Source organism: Pseudescherichia vulneris NBRC 102420 (assembly GCF_000759795.1).
Lineage (GTDB): Bacteria > Pseudomonadota > Gammaproteobacteria > Enterobacterales > Enterobacteriaceae > Pseudescherichia > Pseudescherichia vulneris.
In genome coordinates this window covers 429,702-447,278 of sequence record NZ_BBMZ01000002.1, presented here as the reverse complement: position 1 = coordinate 447,278, position 17,577 = coordinate 429,702, and the positions used below count along the sequence as shown (strand labels likewise).

Annotated in this window: 18 protein-coding genes; 8 read left to right on the top strand and 10 right to left on the bottom strand. The window is 57.4% G+C overall.

The features are described 5' to 3' along the window. Window positions 1-266 precede the first annotated feature (266 nt). On the top strand, window positions 267-1,172 hold the full coding sequence (locus EV102420_RS02250) for a WYL domain-containing protein (protein ID WP_042388325.1): 906 nt from the start codon (window positions 267-269) through the stop codon (window positions 1,170-1,172). Here the strand turns inward: EV102420_RS02250 and symE are convergent. Beyond that, window positions 1,169-1,495, bottom strand: a complete 327-nt coding sequence (symE, locus tag EV102420_RS02245) for an endoribonuclease SymE (protein ID WP_042388322.1) — start codon at window positions 1,493-1,495, stop codon at window positions 1,169-1,171. The two genes, EV102420_RS02250 and symE, sit on opposite strands and share 4 nt — an antisense overlap. A gap of 205 nt (window positions 1,496-1,700) precedes the next feature. On the opposite strand from symE, the gene EV102420_RS02240 reads away from it, so the two are divergent. Further along, window positions 1,701-2,822: a ribosomal protein uL16 3-hydroxylase gene (locus EV102420_RS02240; RefSeq protein ID WP_042388321.1), complete on the top strand. Its 1,122-nt coding sequence runs from the start codon at window positions 1,701-1,703 to the stop codon at window positions 2,820-2,822. A gap of 10 nt (window positions 2,823-2,832) precedes the next feature. Here EV102420_RS02240 and EV102420_RS02235 read toward each other — a convergent pair whose 3' ends face one another. Then, window positions 2,833-3,615, bottom strand: coding sequence for an NAD(P)H-dependent oxidoreductase (locus EV102420_RS02235; RefSeq protein ID WP_042388318.1), 783 nt, complete (start codon window positions 3,613-3,615; stop codon window positions 2,833-2,835). A gap of 86 nt (window positions 3,616-3,701) precedes the next feature. Between EV102420_RS02235 and EV102420_RS02230 the strand changes: the two genes are divergently transcribed. The 4 genes from EV102420_RS02230 (at window position 3,702) to EV102420_RS02215 (ending at window position 7,371) form a co-directional block, all read left to right on the top strand. After that, window positions 3,702-4,595 (top strand): LysR family transcriptional regulator, encoded by an 894-nt coding sequence (locus tag EV102420_RS02230; RefSeq protein ID WP_042388317.1) that lies wholly within the window; start codon window positions 3,702-3,704, stop codon window positions 4,593-4,595. Between the two features lie 17 nt (window positions 4,596-4,612). Further along, complete coding sequence (fos, locus tag EV102420_RS02225; RefSeq protein ID WP_042388315.1) at window positions 4,613-5,035, top strand: fosfomycin resistance glutathione transferase; 423 nt, start codon at window positions 4,613-4,615, stop codon at window positions 5,033-5,035. A gap of 208 nt (window positions 5,036-5,243) precedes the next feature. Then, a complete protein-coding gene (locus EV102420_RS02220) occupies window positions 5,244-6,311 on the top strand; it encodes an HlyD family secretion protein (protein WP_042388314.1) in 1,068 nt (355 codons plus the stop codon). Then, complete coding sequence (locus EV102420_RS02215) at window positions 6,301-7,371, top strand: DUF2955 domain-containing protein (protein WP_042388313.1); 1,071 nt, start codon at window positions 6,301-6,303, stop codon at window positions 7,369-7,371. Before EV102420_RS02220 ends, EV102420_RS02215 begins: the two co-directional genes overlap by 11 nt. Here the strand turns inward: EV102420_RS02215 and EV102420_RS02210 are convergent, their stop codons facing one another. Together EV102420_RS02210 and EV102420_RS02205 are read right to left on the bottom strand one after the other, a co-directional pair. Then, window positions 7,372-8,643, bottom strand: coding sequence for a DUF445 domain-containing protein (locus EV102420_RS02210; protein WP_042388309.1), 1,272 nt, complete (start codon window positions 8,641-8,643; stop codon window positions 7,372-7,374). Between the two features lie 41 nt (window positions 8,644-8,684). Beyond that, entirely contained in the window at window positions 8,685-9,206 is a 522-nt protein-coding gene (locus tag EV102420_RS02205; protein ID WP_042388308.1) for a VOC family protein, read from the bottom strand. Between the two features lie 209 nt (window positions 9,207-9,415). On the opposite strand from EV102420_RS02205, the gene EV102420_RS02200 reads away from it, so the two are divergent. After that, window positions 9,416-10,786: an NAD-dependent succinate-semialdehyde dehydrogenase gene (locus EV102420_RS02200; RefSeq protein ID WP_042388306.1), complete on the top strand. Its 1,371-nt coding sequence runs from the start codon at window positions 9,416-9,418 to the stop codon at window positions 10,784-10,786. 43 nt (window positions 10,787-10,829) lie between these two features. On the opposite strand, the gene EV102420_RS02195 is transcribed toward EV102420_RS02200, so the two are convergent. After that, entirely contained in the window at window positions 10,830-12,242 is a 1,413-nt protein-coding gene (locus EV102420_RS02195; RefSeq protein WP_042388303.1) for an aminotransferase-like domain-containing protein, read from the bottom strand. 177 nt (window positions 12,243-12,419) lie between these two features. Here EV102420_RS02195 and EV102420_RS21030 point away from each other — a divergent pair, with 177 nt between their 5' ends. Further along, window positions 12,420-12,584 (top strand): DUF1127 domain-containing protein, encoded by a 165-nt coding sequence (locus tag EV102420_RS21030; RefSeq protein WP_072015171.1) that lies wholly within the window; start codon window positions 12,420-12,422, stop codon window positions 12,582-12,584. Window positions 12,585-12,617: 33 nt separating this feature from the next. On the opposite strand, the gene EV102420_RS02190 is transcribed toward EV102420_RS21030, so the two are convergent. From EV102420_RS02190 to EV102420_RS02170, 5 genes are all read right to left on the bottom strand, one after another. Continuing rightward, window positions 12,618-13,265 (bottom strand): LysE family translocator, encoded by a 648-nt coding sequence (locus tag EV102420_RS02190; RefSeq protein WP_042388302.1) that lies wholly within the window; start codon window positions 13,263-13,265, stop codon window positions 12,618-12,620. A 48-nt stretch (window positions 13,266-13,313) separates the two neighbouring features. Next, entirely contained in the window at window positions 13,314-14,060 is a 747-nt protein-coding gene (locus EV102420_RS02185; RefSeq protein ID WP_042388301.1) for an AraC family transcriptional regulator, read from the bottom strand. Next, window positions 14,057-15,016 carry a GTPase gene (gene yjiA / locus EV102420_RS02180; RefSeq protein ID WP_042388299.1) on the bottom strand — a complete coding sequence of 320 codons (960 nt, stop codon included), beginning with the start codon at window positions 15,014-15,016 and terminating at the stop codon, window positions 14,057-14,059. The genes EV102420_RS02185 and yjiA overlap by 4 nt, the downstream gene beginning before the upstream one ends. 8 nt (window positions 15,017-15,024) lie before the next feature. Further along, window positions 15,025-15,219: a YbdD/YjiX family protein gene (locus EV102420_RS02175; protein WP_042388298.1), complete on the bottom strand. Its 195-nt coding sequence runs from the start codon at window positions 15,217-15,219 to the stop codon at window positions 15,025-15,027. A 91-nt stretch (window positions 15,220-15,310) separates the two neighbouring features. Beyond that, window positions 15,311-17,461 (bottom strand): carbon starvation CstA family protein, encoded by a 2,151-nt coding sequence (locus tag EV102420_RS02170; protein WP_042388297.1) that lies wholly within the window; start codon window positions 17,459-17,461, stop codon window positions 15,311-15,313. Between the last annotated feature and the right edge of the window lie 116 nt (window positions 17,462-17,577).

The following is a 17,577-nucleotide window of genomic DNA, read 5'->3' as shown; positions in this document are numbered from 1 at the left end:
TTAATGACAATAGGGTGGTAAATATATTTTTGTTAATTTTGGTTAAGTATAGTGCTGGCAATCCTTTTTACCAGTTGAGTATCGTTAAAGAGTGATAAGAAATTATTAGAGTTAGTTATATATGCAATACGCCATCAATAAAAAGTGCGATTTTTATAGCGAGTAAATACTCATTTAAAAAAATCATTATAGTTTTCAAGGCGGCTGCCGTTAATTATTATGACCCTAGCCTCTTTCGAGGCACTTTTCTTCCGGGACGTAAATCAATGAAGGATAACGGCAGTACAAAATACGACCTGCTTATTGAGCGCCTGTGTGAAACGTTTGGTGCGCTCTACCAGGGTGTCACCATCGATAAAAACTGGCTGTGCGAACGGTTTGGCATTGCGGAGCGAACCGCCTACCGGGATCTCGCCAGGCTGGCTCACGTGTTAGACGAAGTATCTAACGGACGCTTTAAGCTAACGGCGAATCTGCTGCCGTCGCTCCATACTGGTCACCTGGCAGAGTTTGCCAGCTTTGCCGGCGTTGCACATTTGTTCCCGCATCATGACGGCCAGTCTCTGCGTAAGCGCATGAACAACGCCGACAATATTGCTATTCACGGTGCCTGCAGCCGGGAGAATCAGCAGTATGGCGATCTCATGAATAGCCTCGATAATTCGATCACCTCCCGCACGGAAGTCACCTGCTTTTACCGCGAAAAAAACCGTCGTCTGCAACCGTATCGGCTCATTAACCACTATGGCCTCTGGTATCTGGCCGCAGTAGAGCAGGGCTGCCTGAAATCATTTGAGCTGGCGCGCATTGCAGAGTTTGCCACGACTCAAACAACATTTGAGCTGGAGGCTGACGTCGTTGAAGAGCTTGAGACGACCCCCGGCATCCGCTTCGGTAAAAGAACCGAAGTGACGCTGCACGTCTCTGCCCATGCGGCCACTTTCGTCACGCGCCGCCCGCTTTTCCCCGCCCAGCGTCTGTTGAAGGAACATAAGGACGGCAGCATTACCATTGCGACGGCGATCAGCGACCAGGACACGCTGTTTCGCTGGTTACGCTACTGGCTGCCCGACATTCGTATTCTTGGCCCAGCCACGTTGAGCGCGGCTTTCACGCAGGATCTACAGGCACGCTGCAAACCCGCTATACGCGAACAGCTGCAGGACGCTTAATTCACCCGTCTCTTTGCGGCGACCAGGTCAATGTAGTCCTGCACCTGGCGCTGCTTTCGTGGGGAGAGCTTGCTGATTTTCCGCACTGATTGCATCAGCTCCTCTTCAACGGGTTTAGCGATCAGCACGATGCACCCGTTCAGCACCCGAACATCCATCTCCGTACCGGTTGGGAAACCGGCCTCTTCCAGCCACTGGCCTTTTATGGCGATGGCGGGCACATGAACATGGTCATGAAAGCGTGTCGCATAGCTGACGGTTAAACGGCGTTGGGTAACGGGTTCTACAAGACCATGTTCATCAAGACAATGTTCATCTGCCATGGTAACGGCTCCTTAGCAAGAAAGAGGCAGTGCGCCGAAAAGAGAATGACTGTAATTATATACAGTATATTGCGGCTGGCTATTTAGAAAAACTCAAATCAATGTTTAGAAATTGTGGGTTCGCCACTCTCTTGACCCATGACAAGGCAGCGTCGGTAGCAGCCTCTTTATAATCAGGGACGTTTCCTCTCTCTGGTGTGAACCCATGGCTTACCAACTCGATCTCAACTGGCCGGAATTTCTTGAAAAGTACTGGCAAAAACAACCGGTTGTTTTAAAAAACGCGCTGCGCAACTTCGTTGATCCTATCAGCCCCGACGAGCTGGCAGGGCTGGCAATGGAGCCAGAAGTCGACAGTCGTCTGGTCAGCTATCACAACGGCCAGTGGCAGGCCAGCAACGGCCCGTTTGAGCACTTTGATCACCTGGGCGAAACCGGCTGGTCGCTGCTGGCGCAGGCCGTCAACCATTGGCATATGCCCTCCGCCGAGCTTGTTCGTCCGTTTCGCGTGCTGCCGGACTGGCGCTTAGACGATCTGATGATCTCCTTCTCGGTCCCTGGCGGCGGCGTGGGCCCGCATATCGATCAGTACGATGTCTTTATCATTCAGGGGATGGGCAGCCGCCGCTGGCGAGTGGGCGACAAGCTGCCGATGCGTCAGTTCTGTCCGCATCCGGCGCTGCTGCACGTTGATCCCTTCACGCCGATTATCGATGAAGATCTTGCGCCGGGCGATATTCTCTACATCCCGCCCGGCTTCCCACATGACGGCATCACCCATACCACCGCGCTGAACTACTCTGTCGGCTTCCGGGGACCCAACGGCAGGGATCTGCTCAGCAGCTTTGCCGATTACGCGCTGGAAAACGATCTTGGCAGCGAGCATTACAGCGATCCCGATCTCACCTGCCGCGATCATCCGGGCCGGGTGGAGACCTACGAACTCGATCGTCTACGCACGATGATGATCGATATGATCCGGCAGCCCGAGACGTTTAAACAGTGGTTTGGCAGCTTTGTAACCACGCCGCGCCACGAGCTGGATATCGCGCCCGCCGAACCGCCTTATGAACAGGATGAGGTGTTGGACGCGCTGCTGGGGGGAGAGAGCCTGACCCGCCTGAGCGGCCTGCGGGTGCTGAACGTCGGCGGCAGCGTCTTCATCAACAGCGAGCCGCTGGAGATGTCCGATCCCGCAGCGGCGGATGCGCTCTGTCGCTACACCACCCTCGGTAAAAACGAGCTAGGTGCGGCGCTGGGTAACCCGGTATGCGTGGCGGAGCTGACCGCGCTGATTAACCAGGGCTACTGGTACTTTGATGAGTAGCGTTGGCGTTTTAGCGCCTGCGAATGTGGATCCCGAATCCCGTTTCACCAGGGAGTATATCGTCTCTTAGCGTAAGCGCCGGAATGGTATACTCTCCGGCGTTTTGCTGGCGAAACGCTATCGGCGCACTGTCCCACAGGCTGTCCAGCCGCTGGGCTAGCGCGTCGGCGTGGTTAGCGAAGCTCTCTTCGTTGATGCGTCCGGCGCGGTAGATCACCATCGGTGGCAGGACGGTAAAGCCGGGGTAGTAAAGGATGCCGTGTTGGATCGGAAACAGAATGTCGTCGATGGGGCCGTTAATACCGCGCGGACTGTAGTGTGAGTCCCAGCCGCCGGTGGTCACTAACAGCATGGCCCGTTTGCCGACGAAGCTACCTTCGCCGTAGCGGTCGCCCCAGTGGCTGTCGCTGTGCTCGCCCACGCCGTAGGCAAATCCACAGGCGTAAACGCGATCGACCCAGCCCTTCATAATGGCGGGCATAGAGAACCACCATAGCGGGAACTGGAATATCACCGCATCTGCCCAGCGCAGCTTCTCCTGCTCGCGGGCAATGTCTGCGCTTTGCACACCGTTCTCATAAGCATATTTCGAGTCTACCGACGCATCAAAACGTTCGCCCGTCAGCTCGGCAGTGGTGTCGTCTGCGTCAAGGTGCGCTTTCCACTGCATGGCATACAGGTCTGAAACTTGCACCTCGTGGCCGGTACGCTGCAGATGCGTTACGGCGAAATCTCTTAGCGATCCGTTGAGCGAGCGGGCTTCCGGGTGGGCGTAAACAATCAGTACGTTCATGATCTATTCCAGTAATAAGAAAGAAATGCAGAATAGAGGGGCAGCAGATATAGTAGAAATTAATTGTTAATATCTTTGGTATAGCGATGATTAATATCGGCCAGCTGGATCTCAACCTGTTACTGACCCTTGATGTACTGCTGGCGGAACACAACGTGACGCGGGCGGCGCAGCGTCTGAACCTTTCCCAACCCTCCGTCAGCGTGCAGCTTGCCCGACTCAGAGAGATCTTTAACGATCCGCTTCTGCTTCCCGGGCCGCGCGGCATGATACCTACCGCCAGAGCGGATACGCTGCGTGAGCCGCTGCGGCAGGCGCTTGAGGTGCTCCAAAGTGCCATTGCGCCGGAGGAGGCTTTCGATCCCACCAAGGCGAATCTCACCTGGCGGGTAGCCGCTACCGATTACACCGAAACCGCCATTGTGCTGCCGCTGCTAAACGGCCTGCGCACCGCTGCACCGGGTACTCGGCTAGCAATATATGAACTCAGCCCAGGGCAGAGCGTGCGGCAGGCAGAGCAGGGCGAGCGAGACATCATTTTTCATACCCGTGACAGCGCGCCGCCGGAGCTGCATCAGCGATCGCTGTTTACCGAGCGCTACGTGCTGGCCGGACGCCAGGATCACCCCAGGCTTAAGCGCCGACCCACGCTGGCGCAGTTTTGCCAGCTTGAGCATGTCATGGTGTCTCCGGACGGCGGTGGCTTTAGTGGCGCAACCGACGCTGTACTGGCAACGCATGGCCTCTCACGCCGGGTGGTGCTTTCCGTACCGCATTTTCTGTTTATGCTCAAGGTATTGGCGAGTACCGATCTGGTGGCCGTGGTGCCGGAGCGGCTGGTTAAATCGGTGGGAGGATTAACCGTTGTTGAACCCCCTGTCGAGGTACCGGGCTTTGAAATTTTAATGCTGTGGCACGAGCGCGTGCACCGCGATCCAGGGCATCAGTGGCTGCGGAACTACATTGCTGATTCGATGTAAAACAGAAGGGGAAGCGTATGCTGAAAGGTTTGAACCACCTCACGCTAGCCGTCGTTGATCTAAGACGCAGCGTCGACTTTTACCAGCGTGTGCTGGGACTCGAACTCCACGCGCAGTGGGATAACGGAGCGTACTTTAGCTGCGGCGATCTGTGGCTGTGCCTGTCGGTCGATGCGGCTCGTCAGCAGGTTGCATTCGCTGAAAAAGACTACACCCACTACGCCTTCAGCATTGCCGCACAGGATTTTCCTGCCTTTGTTGCCAGGCTGGAGCAGGCCGAAACGGTATTTTGGAAAGAGAACAGGAGCGAAGGCGACTCCTGCTATTTTCTCGATCCAGACGGGCATCAACTGGAGATCCACGTGGGCGATTTAGCCCAGCGCCTGGCTGCCTGCAGGCAGAGGCCCTACGCGGGTATGCGTTTTACTTCCGACGCATAGCGTTTCAGATTCGCTTCGTTCCCGTACTTATAATGGTAACAGCGCTGGGACAGGGCTGTTACCTTTCGCATTCCATGCTCTTTAGCTGTTCATTTCTTGATAGTTTCCCTGATAAGCATTAGCTTACCCCGCTTTTGTCAACCGACGCCGCTGGCATGCCTGGTGCGCCGCTGCATCACCTGCATTAACACCGTAAGACATAATAATTATGATGACGCCTGAACAAAAATTCGCCCGCTGGGTAAGGGTCAGTATTGCCTCTTTCCTGCTGATGTTTGTCTATTTTATCGTTGCGGATATCTGGATCCCGCTGACGCCGGACTCCACCGTGATGCGCGTGGTGTCGCCCGTTTCCGCCCGCGTCTCGGGCTATGTCGCCCAGGTCTATGTGCACAACAACAGCCAGGTAAAGAAGGGCGATCTGCTGTTTGAGCTGGATCGTACGCCGTTTATCAACCGCGTGGAGGCGGCGCAGATTGCACTGCGGCAGGCGCATCTGACCAACCAGCAGCTTGATGCGCAGATCGCCGCCTCGCAGGCGAGCCTGACCAGCGCCCAGCTTACAGCCCGCAACGACAAGGCCACCTTCGATCGCTATCAGCGCCTGAGCACCACCCAGAACGTCTCCCAGCAGGATCTCGATAAGGTTCGCACCGCGTGGCAGTCCAGCGAGCAATCGGTCAGTAATCTACAGGCAAACATCCGTGCGCTGCACATTCAGCGCGGCGATCGGGACGATGCGCATAACGTTACCCTGCAGAAGTACCAGAACGCGCTGGAAGAGGCGCAGCTTAACCTGGGCTGGACGCAGATCCGCGCCGAGGCGGATGGCACCATCAGCAACCTGCAGCTCAGCCCTGGCTGGTACGCCTCTGCCGGATCGGCAGCGCTGGCGTTAGTGAGCAATAACACCGATATCGTGGCCGACTTCCGTGAGAAGAGCCTGCGCCATACAAAACCGGGGACGGATGCCGCAGTGGTCTTTGATGCGCTGCCGGGCCAGGTGTTCCATGCTCGGGTGACCTCCCGCGACGCTGGGATCCTGGCGGGCCAGGAGGCGGTGAACGGCGATCTATCCCAGCCGGAAACCTCTAACCGCTGGGTGCGCGATGCCCAGCGAATGCGTATCCACGTCGTGCTGGATGAGCCGCTGGCGCAGCCGCTGCCAACCGGGGCGCGCGCCACCGTTCAGCTCTACAACAGCGAAGGGCCGTTTGCCCATTTCTTCTCCGGCCTGCAAATCCACCTGGTTAGTTTGCTGCATTATGTCTATTAGTACGCTGGCCCGCGTTTTTTCGCCTCACGACAAGGTCGTCTACTCGGCGAACGATTTCCGCCAGACGCTGCGTATTGCGCTGGCGGGGACGCTAGCGTTAAGCATTTCGAGCTTCTACAACGTTCAGTACGGCGTCTTCTTTGTGGTCTACCCGCTGATGCTGATGTCGCTGGTGCCGGTCTTCAATGGCCACGTGGCGAGGCAGTTTATCTTCAGCTCGGTCATCAACTGCATTGAGATGGTGCTGATCATCGGCTTTCTGTCGCAATGGCCGGTGATCATGACGCTGGTGGTCTTTGCCCTGTACGTGGTGCGCTTTCGCTTTATGAGTCAGGGGCCGCTGTTTCTCTTCGGTTCGATGGGGGTGGTATGCCAGAGCACGATGCTCAACTTTATGAGCTATCCCACTAACGACTGGCACGTGCTGTTCTTTTCGAATATTGAGGCCTGCGTGATGGCGGTCTGCCTGAGCGCGCTGCTGCACTACCTGATCCCGGACGTCGAGCCGCGTATGCGCCCACCGGTGATCGAGAAAGACGCTGCCCGCATCCGCCATGAGTCGCTGCTCTCCGGCATCGTGGCAACGGTGATCTTTATCGTCTTCCAGGTGTGTAACCTCAGCGACTCGCTGTCGGCGCTGATGGCGGGCGTGCTCAGCCTCTTCCCGATGAGCTACCGTGGCGCAGTGCTCAGCTCAATATGGCGAATCGCGGGCGTGGTGCTGGGCTGCGTCTATATTCTGCTGATCCAGCTGGTGCTCTACGATCACAGCAGCCATATGCTGCTGATGATGCCGCTGATCTGTCTCGGGCTAGGGGTGGGTGCGCGGCTGCATACCATGGAGAAGGTGGGGGCGGGCGTGGGCTTTGCCAGCATCACCACCCTTGGGATCATGTTTGGCCAGAATATGCACCCTAATCAGGATCTGGTGTTCAGCGATCTCTACCGTATCGTCTCGGTTACCGTGTCGCTGTTCATTACCCTGACGCTCGTGTTCCTGGTTCACCTGCTGCTCAACCGCTTCGCGGCTACGCGTTACGTGATACCGCCACCCGCCTGATCAGCCGGCAAACAGCCCCGGCAGCTGTGACAGGAGCCACAGGATAAGCCCGATGGTGCCGCCGACCAGCGTGCCGTTGACGCGGATAAACTGCAGATCTTTGCCGATGTTGAGCTCGATCTGCTGCGACATCTCTTTTGCATCCCAGCTCTTGACCGTATCGCTGATGTGGCGGGTCAGGAACTGGGCAAACTCCGGGGCCACACTTTGAGCGGCCTGCTCAAGATGCTGATTAAACGAGGCGCGCAGGGCGCTATCCGCCACCAGCGTTTCGCCAAACCACTGTCCGGCCTCGGCGATGCGCAGCTGCACTTTTGAGTTTTCACTCTCCATATCGGCCTTCAGCCAGTTGCGCAGATCGCCCCACAGCTCGCCCAGATAGCGGTTAAACGCTTCGTCCTCTTTCAGGTAGGTCTTGGTGCTCTCTGCCCGGGCGGCCATCTCCGGATCGTGCTTCAGCCGATCGATAAGCTTCAGGGTGGCTTTGTCAAAGGCCTGGCGGATCTGGTGGGCCTGGTCATGGCTGATGTCATCCAGCAGGGAGTTCACCGCGCTGGAGACCATCTCCGCGCTCTGCTCCCCCAGCCACTCGGTGGGCAGCAGCTTCGCTTTACGCGGATGCTCGGTCTTCAGCCAGCGCACGATGTGGTGGGCAATAAAGTCGCGGGTGCTCTGGCGTTGGATCAGCATCAGAAGCTGGGCGATCAGCGAGTCCAGCAGCACCTGATGGCGGTTGTTTTTGGTCAGGCTCTCCAGCACCAGCGCGGTGGTGCCAGAGAGATCGACCTTATCGATCGCCTTGTGCACGGCGCGTTTGAGCAAGTTCTGGATGCGGGCATCGTCGGTGAGATCGAGAAAGCCGCTCATCACCTGCAACAGGTGTTGACCTACCCGACGGGCGTTATCCGGCTGGCTGAACCAGGAGCCGATCATCAGCGCAGGCTCGTGACGGCGAATCAGCGCGATCAGCGACTGGGTATCGAGAAACTTCTCTTGCACGAAGATGCCGAGATTATCGCCGATCCGCTCCTGATTACGCGGGATGATCGCCGTATGGCGGGAAATAAAGGGCAGCGGCACGCGGCGGAACAGCGCCACCACCGCAAACCAGTCGGCCAGCGCGCCTACCATTGCCGCTTCGGCGACGGCCTTCACTGCGCCAACCAGGCGGGTGGGCGGCAGAAACAGGGTGGTAGCAAAGGTCGCCGCGGCGATCAGCAGCAGCGACAGGGCCAGGCGCTTGGCGCGTTTAAGTTCGGCTAATTTATCCATCTACTCATCATAGATCCCTGACGACTAAATAGAAATCCCGATCAGGGTTTCCAGCGCCGCGAAGCGGTCTCTTTCTCGTAGGGCATCGGCGAGGGACGGGAGATGAATTCAATGATGCCGCCCCACGGCGTGCTGCCGTAGCAGAACTGGTTGCCGTCGCCATACTCGGTAGGGAAGGTAAGCGGCTTGGGCTCGGTGAACATCTTGCCGCCGGCCTCTTCGAAGCGCTGCGTTGCCTGCTCGATATTATCGGTATAGACCGCAAAGTGTTGCAGACCATAGTCGCTGGCCCGCTGGGGTTGGTCCTGATCCGGCCCCTGCATCTCAAATAGCTCGATGCCCGGACCGTTGTGCAGCTTCAGCATCCTGACCGCTTTCACCTGGGTGCCAGGGGCAAGACGCAGCGTGTGCTGCTGGGCGTCCTGGTCAATCTCCTGACCAGGCGAGACGGATTCATAGAGCAGCTCTGCGCCCAGGGCGGCACAGAAGAAGGTGGTTGCCTGCTTGATGTCCGGTACGGTAATGCCGATATGGTCCATACCGCGAATAGTGGCTTCGCTCATGATCTCTCCCGATGAACAGTCAGTGATTTTATCCATGCGTTTAAGCGTAGAAGGTGAAGGTACTATCGCGCAAATGCTGGGCTATTCTCTACTTCGCAGAGGACTCAGAACCGTCTGTTTATGCCAGATAATCCATGCGCGATCACACATTTCAACTACCCTTATTAACCTTATCAGCATCTTTTACTGCTAACCAGGAGGTATTTGAGATGGCCTATCAGACAGTGAATCCATTCACAAATCAGCTTGTTAAAGAGTATCCGTCCCATACTGATGCGGATATCGAGGCGACGCTGAAAAAAGCGGATGCGCTATACCACTCCTCATGGTCAAAGGGCGATATTGAGAAGCGTCTACCTATACTGCTTAAGCTTGCCAATCTGCTGGAGGAACGTTCAGAGGAGCTGGCGAAAATTGCCACCCAAGAGATGGGCAAACTGATCGAGCAGAGCCGCGGAGAAGTGAAATTGTGTGCGAGCATTGCGCGCTACTATGCCGATAATGCCGATACTTTCCTTGCGCCGGTAAAATACAACTCCGATCTGGGCGACGCCTGGGTTGAGCATCACCCCATCGGCGTGCTGATGGCGGTAGAACCGTGGAACTTCCCTTACTATCAGCTGATGCGCGTTCTGGCCCCGAACCTGGCTGCCGGTAACCCGATTATCGTTAAACATGCTAGCATCGTGCCGCACTGCGCGGAAATCTTCGAGCAGCTGGTGCGAGAGGCGGGGGCGCCAGAGGGGGCGTATACCAACCTGTTTATCTCTTCGGACCAGGTGTCCAACATCATTGCTGACGATCGCGTTCAGGGCGTAGCGCTGACCGGCTCTGAAACGGCAGGCAGCGCGGTAGCAGCGCAGGCGGCCAAGAAGCTGAAGAAAGCGACCCTTGAACTGGGCGGTAATGACGTCTTTGTCGTACTGGACGACAGCGATCTGGATAAAGCCGTTGAGGTGGGCGTCACCGCGCGTCTGCAAAACGCCGGTCAGGTCTGTACAGCCGCGAAGCGCTTTATTGTGCAGGAATCCATCGCAGATAAGTTCCTGGAGAAATATACCGACGCCTTCCGCCAGGTGAAGATCGGTGACCCGATGGATGAGTCTACGACCTTAGGCCCGCTATCGTCTAAAGACGCGCTGGAAACGCTGACCAAGCAGGTTAACGAGGCGGTGAAAAACGGAGCGAAGCTGCATCTTGGCGGTAAGCCCGTTGAGCGCGAAGGTAACTTCTTCGAGCCAACGATCCTGACCCACATCACCCGCGACAATCCGGCCTATTTTGAAGAGTTCTTCGGTCCGGTGGCGCAGATTTACGTGGTCAAAGATGATGATGAGGTTGTGCAGCTGGCGAACGACTCAAACTACGGTCTGGGCGGCTCTATCTTTAGCCAGAATATCGATCGGGCAAAAGCCCTGGCGTCACGTATCGAGACTGGGATGGTTTACATCAACTCCCTGACCGATACCGCACCGGAACTGCCGTTCGGCGGCGTTAAGCGCTCCGGCTTTGGTCGCGAGCTGTCGGATCTGGGGATCAAAGAGTTTGTGAACCAGAAGCTGGTAGTGGTGAGTAAGTAGCGTCAGCAAGTAACTTCCACGCCCCCTGTCGCGAGGGAGGGGGTTATTCCATTGCCACCTTTACCGCATTGCCCAGTTTCTCCATCACCGCCTGATGCTTCTCATTTGGCGGTAACGCGCAGTTAATTCGCACGCAGTTGCGATACTTCCCTGATGCTGAAAACAGCGATCCCGGTGCCACCTGGATTTTCAGCCGGCACAGCTGTTGCGCCACGCAGACCATGTCGACCTGCTCGGGCAGTTCCACCCACAGCATAAACCCACCCTTCGGACGCGTGATGCAGATCCCTTCCGGAAAATACTCACGCACCCAGCAGGTATAGATTTCCATATTACGCTGATAGATCTGGCGCATCCGCCTGATATGACGATGGTAATGTCCGTCTTTGATAAAGCTGGCCGCCGCCAGCTGAGTTACCGGGACGTTGCTGCCGACCATGGCGTACTTCATCTGCAAAAACCGGTCGTGGTAGCGCCCAGGCACAATCCAGCCCACGCGCAGGCCAGGCGCGACGGTTTTGGTAAAGGAGCTGCACAGCATGACCCGGCCATCAATATCCCAGGAGTGGATCGTGCGTGGGCGCGGGTAGTCAGTCGCCAGTTCGCCATAGACGTCATCTTCAAAAATGACGATGTCATGGCTCTGGGCAAGAGCAAGAAGCGCCCGCTTACGCGCGTCCGGCATAATAAACCCAAGCGGGTTATTACAGTTCGGCACGGTAATAATTCCCTTGATTGGCCACTGGGCCAGCGCCAGCTCCAGCGCCTCCACGCTCATACCCGTTTCTGGATCGGTCGGTATCTCAATGACCTTGAAACCCAGGCTGCGCAGAAGCTGCATGGTGCCGTAATAGGTGGGGGACTCAATAGCGATGATATCGCCAGGGCGGCACACCGCCAGCAGGGCAAGCGAAAGCCCGCTCTGGCTGCCGCTGGTAATAATGATATCCTCCGCGCTCACCACCGAGCCGCCGTCTAACATCAGGCGGGCAAGCTGCTCCCGCAGCTCCACGCGGCCGGTCAGGGCGTCATAGCCGAGGATCTCATCGAGGTTATGCTGTACCAGGCGTTTTAGCTCGCGCCAAAGCGGTTGCAGGCTAGGCTGCTGGATATCCGGCGCGCCGCTGCTAAAAGGAATAATCTCTTTGTCCTTGTGGCCTTTGAGCATATCGATCACCTGATCCCACTGGGTGATCTCTACCGGACGCTGTACCGGCCGCGACATGGGCGGCACAGGCGGCTGCACCTTGCGCGGCGCAACAAAGTAGCCGGATCGCGGCTGCGGGGTAATAAGCTGCCGCGTTTCAAGGGTCTGATATGCCTGCTGAACGGTACTGATGCTCACGCCATGCTCCTGGCTCAGGCTGCGCACCGACGGGAGTTTTTCTCCATAGCGATACAGGCCTTGCTCAATGCGCTCGGCTAAGAGCTCCGCCAGACGTTGATACCGTGCCATGCTGTATCCTTATTCATTGCCATACAGATTAAAAAATCAGTACAGATCTATGCTAATGACGCTGTTCAGATACCGTTTTAGCGCATCTGTATGGAAAACAAAATGGTTTTGTGAGTCTGTATTGTTTATGCCTCTCTCGCTGAAAATAGAGCTTCAGTCAACGCGAGGAGGCAGAGAATGGAATTTCATGAAAACAGAGGTAAAAGACCCTTTATCGGCTTTGTCATCCTCTGGCGAGCGATAAAAAAATGGCATCTGCGGAGCCAGGCGCAGCGCACCCTGCGAAAAATGAGCAATGAGCAGCTAAAGGATATAGGGCTGCGACGGGGTGAAGTGGAGTAATGCCGTAGCCAGCAGGATTTACACTTGCCGGGCCTAGGGTCCGGCAAAAAACAACGTTGCTAAAATCCATACCCCAAACCCCATCAGCACCGCACCGGCGATCCGCTCGATAACGACCACCGCCGCCGAGAGGCGTTTTTGCACTGGCGGCAAACCAATCAGCATCACCACCAGCAGATCCCACACCAGCACCACGATGACCATCCAGATGCCGCTTACCGACTGCTGGAGCAGCGTAACGTTAGGCCCCAGCAGCGAGGCCATTAGCGCCAGGTAGAACAGGGCGTTCTTCGGGTTGAGCAGCGCCGAAGCCAGTCCCATTAGCACCTGCTTCACCAGCGACGGGCGGCCAGCATCGACCCCTTGTAGGGCGAGATTGCCCGGCCTGCTGCGAATAAGCTGGCTGCCTATCCACAGCAGGTACGCCGCCCCGGCCACTTCGATCAGGGAGAACAGCAGGGGTGAGCGCCGTAGCTCACTCCAGCCAATAATCGCCAGCGCAATGTAGACGGCGTTGCCTGCGGCGATGCCAACGCACAGCCCGATGCTGCCGCGCAGGCGGTAGCGGATAGCGTAGCCCGTCAGCAGAAAGAAGTCCGGGCCGGGGCTGAGCAGGGCGACAAAGTGTGACAGCGCCAGCATGGCAAACGCGGCGGGAAACAGGGTATGTAACAGATCCATAGCGGCCTCAGAGAGTAAACCTGAGGCCATCCTACGGCGTGCGGGGCATTAATTATTGTCAGATATTGATCGGCCCGTGGCGTACTGACGCGGCGTGGCTGCGGTATAGCTGACAAAGGTCTTATGGAAGTGGCTCTGATCGGCAAAGCCGCTTTGGTAGCCAACGTCGGCAATATCCGCCCCGGCGCGCAGGCGCGTTTTGGCAAACTCAATCCGGGCGCTATTGAGAAAGGTGATAGGCGTCAGGCCCATATCCTGCTTAAAGGTGCGGATCAGCGTCTCTTTGCGTAGGGAAAACTGATGAGCCAGCGCATCCAACGAGGGCGGAGCCACCATGTTCTCAAGCAGCGTTTCCTGCAGTTGCAGGCTGATAGGGCGCAGCGTGGCAGGTTGGGCGGGCTCAGCGGGAAGTGCGGCGAGCAGCGTCTCGACTGCCTGAGAAGAGAGGTTCTCAATGGCTTGCAGATAGTGACGGAACAGGGATTCGCTCCGCACAATCTGGGACGCGGGCTGAAAATCCGTTTCAATGTAGAGCATATGGTAACTGCGAGGCTGCCCGTCCACCGGATTGCAGCTGTGCGGGGCATGCGCGGGAATGATCATCAGATCTCCCGGCGAAAGCAGATACGTTTTGTCATTACAGACGCAGCGGGTTTGCCCCTCGACGATGGCACCGATCGACAGTTGGGCATGGCTGTGCGTCTTATATGCCTGGCGGCTCTGCCAGGTGGAGCGTAACTCCACCCATGGCAGCAGCGGCGAGCGCCAGAATGTTTGCGAGATATCGCGAGTCACTGCGTTTTTAACTCAGCAAAGGCCGCTCGGATCTCCTCCTCCGGCAACTGGACGCCGATAAACACCAGCGTGCTGTGCGGTGGCTCGTCGTCCCAGGGACGGTCCCAGTCGGCGCTGTAGAGGCGTTGTACGCCCTGAAACAGCAGGCGGTTGGGTTCGCCGTCGATCCACAGCATTCCCTTGTAGCGCAGCAGCCTTTCGGCAAAGCTGAGCAGCAGGTTCTCCATCACCCGGGAGACCGCGCCAATCTCTACCGGGTAGTCCAGCTCCACCACAATAGACGAAATAGCGTTCTGCTTGTCCGCCATAAAGTGGAAGCGCGGCGTCGCGGGCACGACGTTCTCCTCCAGCATAAAACCATTGGTATTAAACAGCAGCGCCAGGTCGATGTCACCGTGGGTGACGGTATAGATCGGTGCTCGGGCGTTGATGCGCTGTAGCCGCTCGCGCAGGGCCTCGGCGCTGCCCGCCACGTCGGTTTTGGTCAGCAGAATGCGGTCGGCGTAGCCTACCTGGGACTGGGCAAGGGTGAACTGGTTCATCTGCCCGTCGGCGTGCACCGCATCCACCAGAGCAATGACGCCGTCCAGCAGGTAGCGCTGGCAGAGGATCTCGTGGGAGAAGAAGGTCTGAATAATCGGGCCGGGATCGGCCATGCCGGTGCACTCGATCACCAGTCGGTCAAAGGCGATATCGCCTCGGTCGAGGCCGTCGAGCAGATCCAGCAATGCGCTCTCCAGTTCGTTGGAGCGGGAGCAGCAGATGCAGCCGTTGGTCAGGGTTTTGATCTGCGTAGCGCGATCGCCAATCAGCTGATCGTCAACGGAGACTTCGCCAAACTCGTTCTCAATGACCGCAATTTTGTAGCCGTGCTGTTCGTTGAGGATGTGGCGCAGCAGGGTGGTTTTGCCTGCGCCAAGAAAACCGGTAAGAAGCGTTACTGCAATGGGTGTCATAGTGTCTCCTAACAGCAGCTGCTTCCGCCGCTGCCGTAGCGTGCTTCCTGTCGCTCGCGGAAGAACTCGTTATAGGTCATGTAGGGCTTATCCGGGTGATTGGTCTTCATATGCTCAACGTAGTTGTCATAGTCAGGAATTCCAATCAGCATTTTCGCGGCCTGGCCGAGATACTTTTTTGCTTCACCTAAGTTACCAAACATGTGGCGTTCCTGATATTACAAAAGCCCGGCAAGATTGCCGGGCCGAAAAACGTAGGCCGGATAAGCGCAGCACCATCCGGCGTTTCGTTAATTAGTGGTGTGAAGAGGTCTTCACGCCGCCTTCCGGCACCGGCACGTACGGCGTCTCTTTATCCGTACGGATCGTGCTGTTGCGGGCCTTCATCCAGGTTTTGAAGCCGTAGAAGATGATGCTGTACACCACCACCAGGAAGAGGATGCTCAGCCCGGCGTTGGTGTAGTTGTTGACGACGATGTGGTTCATGTTCGCCACTTCCTGGGCGGTCAGCTCGCTACCGGCGGCAATACGCGCTTTGTACTGGTTCGCCATGTAGAAGAAGCCTTCCATCTGCGGGTTGTCGCTGAACAGCTTCAGCCCCAGCGCCCAGGTGGTACAGATCAGCAGCCAGACGGCCGGTACTACGGTCACCCAGATGTACTTGGTACGCTGCATCTTAACCAGCACCACGGTACCCAGCACCAGCGCTACGGCGGCCAGCATCTGGTTAGAGATGCCAAACAGCGGCCACAGGCTCTTCACGCCGCCCAGCGGATCCACCACGCCCTGATAGAGCAGGTAGCCCCAGAGGCCCACGCAGCCTGCGGTACCGATAATACCCGCCACCAGAGAGTCGGTTTTCTTCAGGAACGGCACGAAGTTACCCAGCAGATCTTGCAGCATAAAACGGCCAGAGCGGGTCCCGGCATCCAGCGCGGTCAGGATAAACAGCGCTTCGAACAGAATGCCGAAGTGATACCAGAAGCCCATGTCCGCCCACGGCAGAATTTTGTGGAACACGTGGGCGATACCGACTGCCAGCGTTGGCGCTCCGCCGGCGCGGTTCAGCACGGACGGTTCACCGATATCCTTCGCGGTTTGCAGGATCTGCTCAGGGGTGATAACAAAGCCCCAGGAGCTGACCGTAGCGGCGGCATGAGCAGTAACGTCTTGCAGCTGCGCCATGATCGCCGGGGCGTTCGCACCGCCCAGCTCGTGCAGGTTCGGCATCACGATACCCAGACCGGCAGGCGGGGTGTTCATGGCAAAGTAGAGGCCCGGCTCGATAATTGAGGCCGCTACCAGCGCCATAATCGCGACGAAGGATTCCATCAGCATCGCGCCGTAACCAATAAAGCGGGCGTCGGTTTCACAGGCCAGCAGCTTCGGCGTCGTGCCGGAGGCGATCAGCGCGTGGAAGCCGGATACGGCGCCACAGGCGATGGTGATAAACAGGAACGGGAACAGCGCGCCTTTCCACAGCGGACCGGTACCGTCAATGTACTGGGTCATGGCGGGCATCTTCAGCTCTGGATTGAGGATCACGATACCAATGGCCAGGCCGACGATAACGCCAATCTTCAGGAAGGTCGCCAGATAGTCACGCGGGGCGAGGATCAGCCACACCGGCAGCAGGGCGGAGACAAACGCATAGCCAATCAGGGTGAAGGTGATGGTGGTGTCTTTAAAGGTCAGCGCCGGGCCCCAGTACGGGTCGGCCGCAATCACGCCGCCGAAGTAGATAGAGGCCACCAGCAGCACGATACCAATCACCGACACTTCGCCCACGCGGCCCGGGCGCAGGAATCGCATGTAGATCCCCATAAACAGCGCGATTGGCACGGTGGAGCAGACGGTGAAGACGCCCCACGGGCTTTCCGCCAGCGCCTTAACGACGATCAGCGCCAGTACGGCGAGGATGATAATCATGATCAGGAAGCAGCCGAAGAGAGCGATAGTGCCCGGCACCGGACCCATCTCCTCTTTGATCATCTCCCCGAGAGAAGCGCCGTTACGGCGGGAGGAGATAAACAGCACCATAAAGTCCTGCACCGCGCCGGCCAGCACGACGCCAGCCAGCAGCCAGAGCGTACCGGGCAGGTAGCCCATCTGTGCGGCCAGCACCGGGCCGACCAGCGGGCCTGCCCCGGCGATAGCGGCAAAGTGGTGACCAAACAGCACGTTACGGTTGGTCGGGACGTAGTTCAGGCCGTCATTGTTAATGACCGCCGGGGTGGCGCGGGTCGGGTCGAGCTTCATGACCTTCTGCGCGATGTAGAGGCTGTAGTAGCGATAAGCCACGAGGTAAACGGAGACCGACGCGACGACGATCCACAGGGCGCTTACGTTTTCACCCCGCCGTAAGGCGACAACCGCCAGACAGAAAGCACCGATGATCCCGAGGATCATCCAGGGTATGTGCTTGAGTAGCTTTTTATTATCCATATCAGACCTGGCTATAGGAAAAAGATTACAGGAGTAGGAGGCGTTAAATTGATAAATTTTCCCTGAGGATCATGGCAAACGGCGAGCAGAAAACGGGCAATATGTGGTCGAGCGGT

Bases quoted from the DNA above. Each gene is read 5' to 3' on its own strand.
- EV102420_RS02250 (WP_042388325.1), top strand. From the start codon at position 267: ATGAAGGATAACGGCAGTACAAAATACGACCTGCTTATTGAGCGCCTG.
- symE (WP_042388322.1), bottom strand. From the start codon at position 1,495: ATGGCAGATGAACATTGTCTTGATGAACATGGTCTTGTAGAACCCGTT.
- EV102420_RS02240 (WP_042388321.1), top strand. From the start codon at position 1,701: ATGGCTTACCAACTCGATCTCAACTGGCCGGAATTTCTTGAAAAGTAC.
- EV102420_RS02235 (WP_042388318.1), bottom strand. From the start codon at position 3,615: ATGAACGTACTGATTGTTTACGCCCACCCGGAAGCCCGCTCGCTCAAC.
- EV102420_RS02230 (WP_042388317.1), top strand. From the start codon at position 3,702: ATGATTAATATCGGCCAGCTGGATCTCAACCTGTTACTGACCCTTGAT.
- fos (WP_042388315.1), top strand. From the start codon at position 4,613: ATGCTGAAAGGTTTGAACCACCTCACGCTAGCCGTCGTTGATCTAAGA.
- EV102420_RS02220 (WP_042388314.1), top strand. From the start codon at position 5,244: ATGATGACGCCTGAACAAAAATTCGCCCGCTGGGTAAGGGTCAGTATT.
- EV102420_RS02215 (WP_042388313.1), top strand. From the start codon at position 6,301: ATGTCTATTAGTACGCTGGCCCGCGTTTTTTCGCCTCACGACAAGGTC.
- EV102420_RS02210 (WP_042388309.1), bottom strand. From the start codon at position 8,643: ATGGATAAATTAGCCGAACTTAAACGCGCCAAGCGCCTGGCCCTGTCG.
- EV102420_RS02205 (WP_042388308.1), bottom strand. From the start codon at position 9,206: ATGAGCGAAGCCACTATTCGCGGTATGGACCATATCGGCATTACCGTA.
- EV102420_RS02200 (WP_042388306.1), top strand. From the start codon at position 9,416: ATGGCCTATCAGACAGTGAATCCATTCACAAATCAGCTTGTTAAAGAG.
- EV102420_RS02195 (WP_042388303.1), bottom strand. From the start codon at position 12,242: ATGGCACGGTATCAACGTCTGGCGGAGCTCTTAGCCGAGCGCATTGAG.
- EV102420_RS21030 (WP_072015171.1), top strand. From the start codon at position 12,420: ATGGAATTTCATGAAAACAGAGGTAAAAGACCCTTTATCGGCTTTGTC.
- EV102420_RS02190 (WP_042388302.1), bottom strand. From the start codon at position 13,265: ATGGATCTGTTACATACCCTGTTTCCCGCCGCGTTTGCCATGCTGGCG.
- yjiA (WP_042388299.1), bottom strand. From the start codon at position 15,016: ATGACACCCATTGCAGTAACGCTTCTTACCGGTTTTCTTGGCGCAGGC.
- EV102420_RS02175 (WP_042388298.1), bottom strand. From the start codon at position 15,219: ATGTTTGGTAACTTAGGTGAAGCAAAAAAGTATCTCGGCCAGGCCGCG.
- EV102420_RS02170 (WP_042388297.1), bottom strand. From the start codon at position 17,461: ATGGATAATAAAAAGCTACTCAAGCACATACCCTGGATGATCCTCGGG.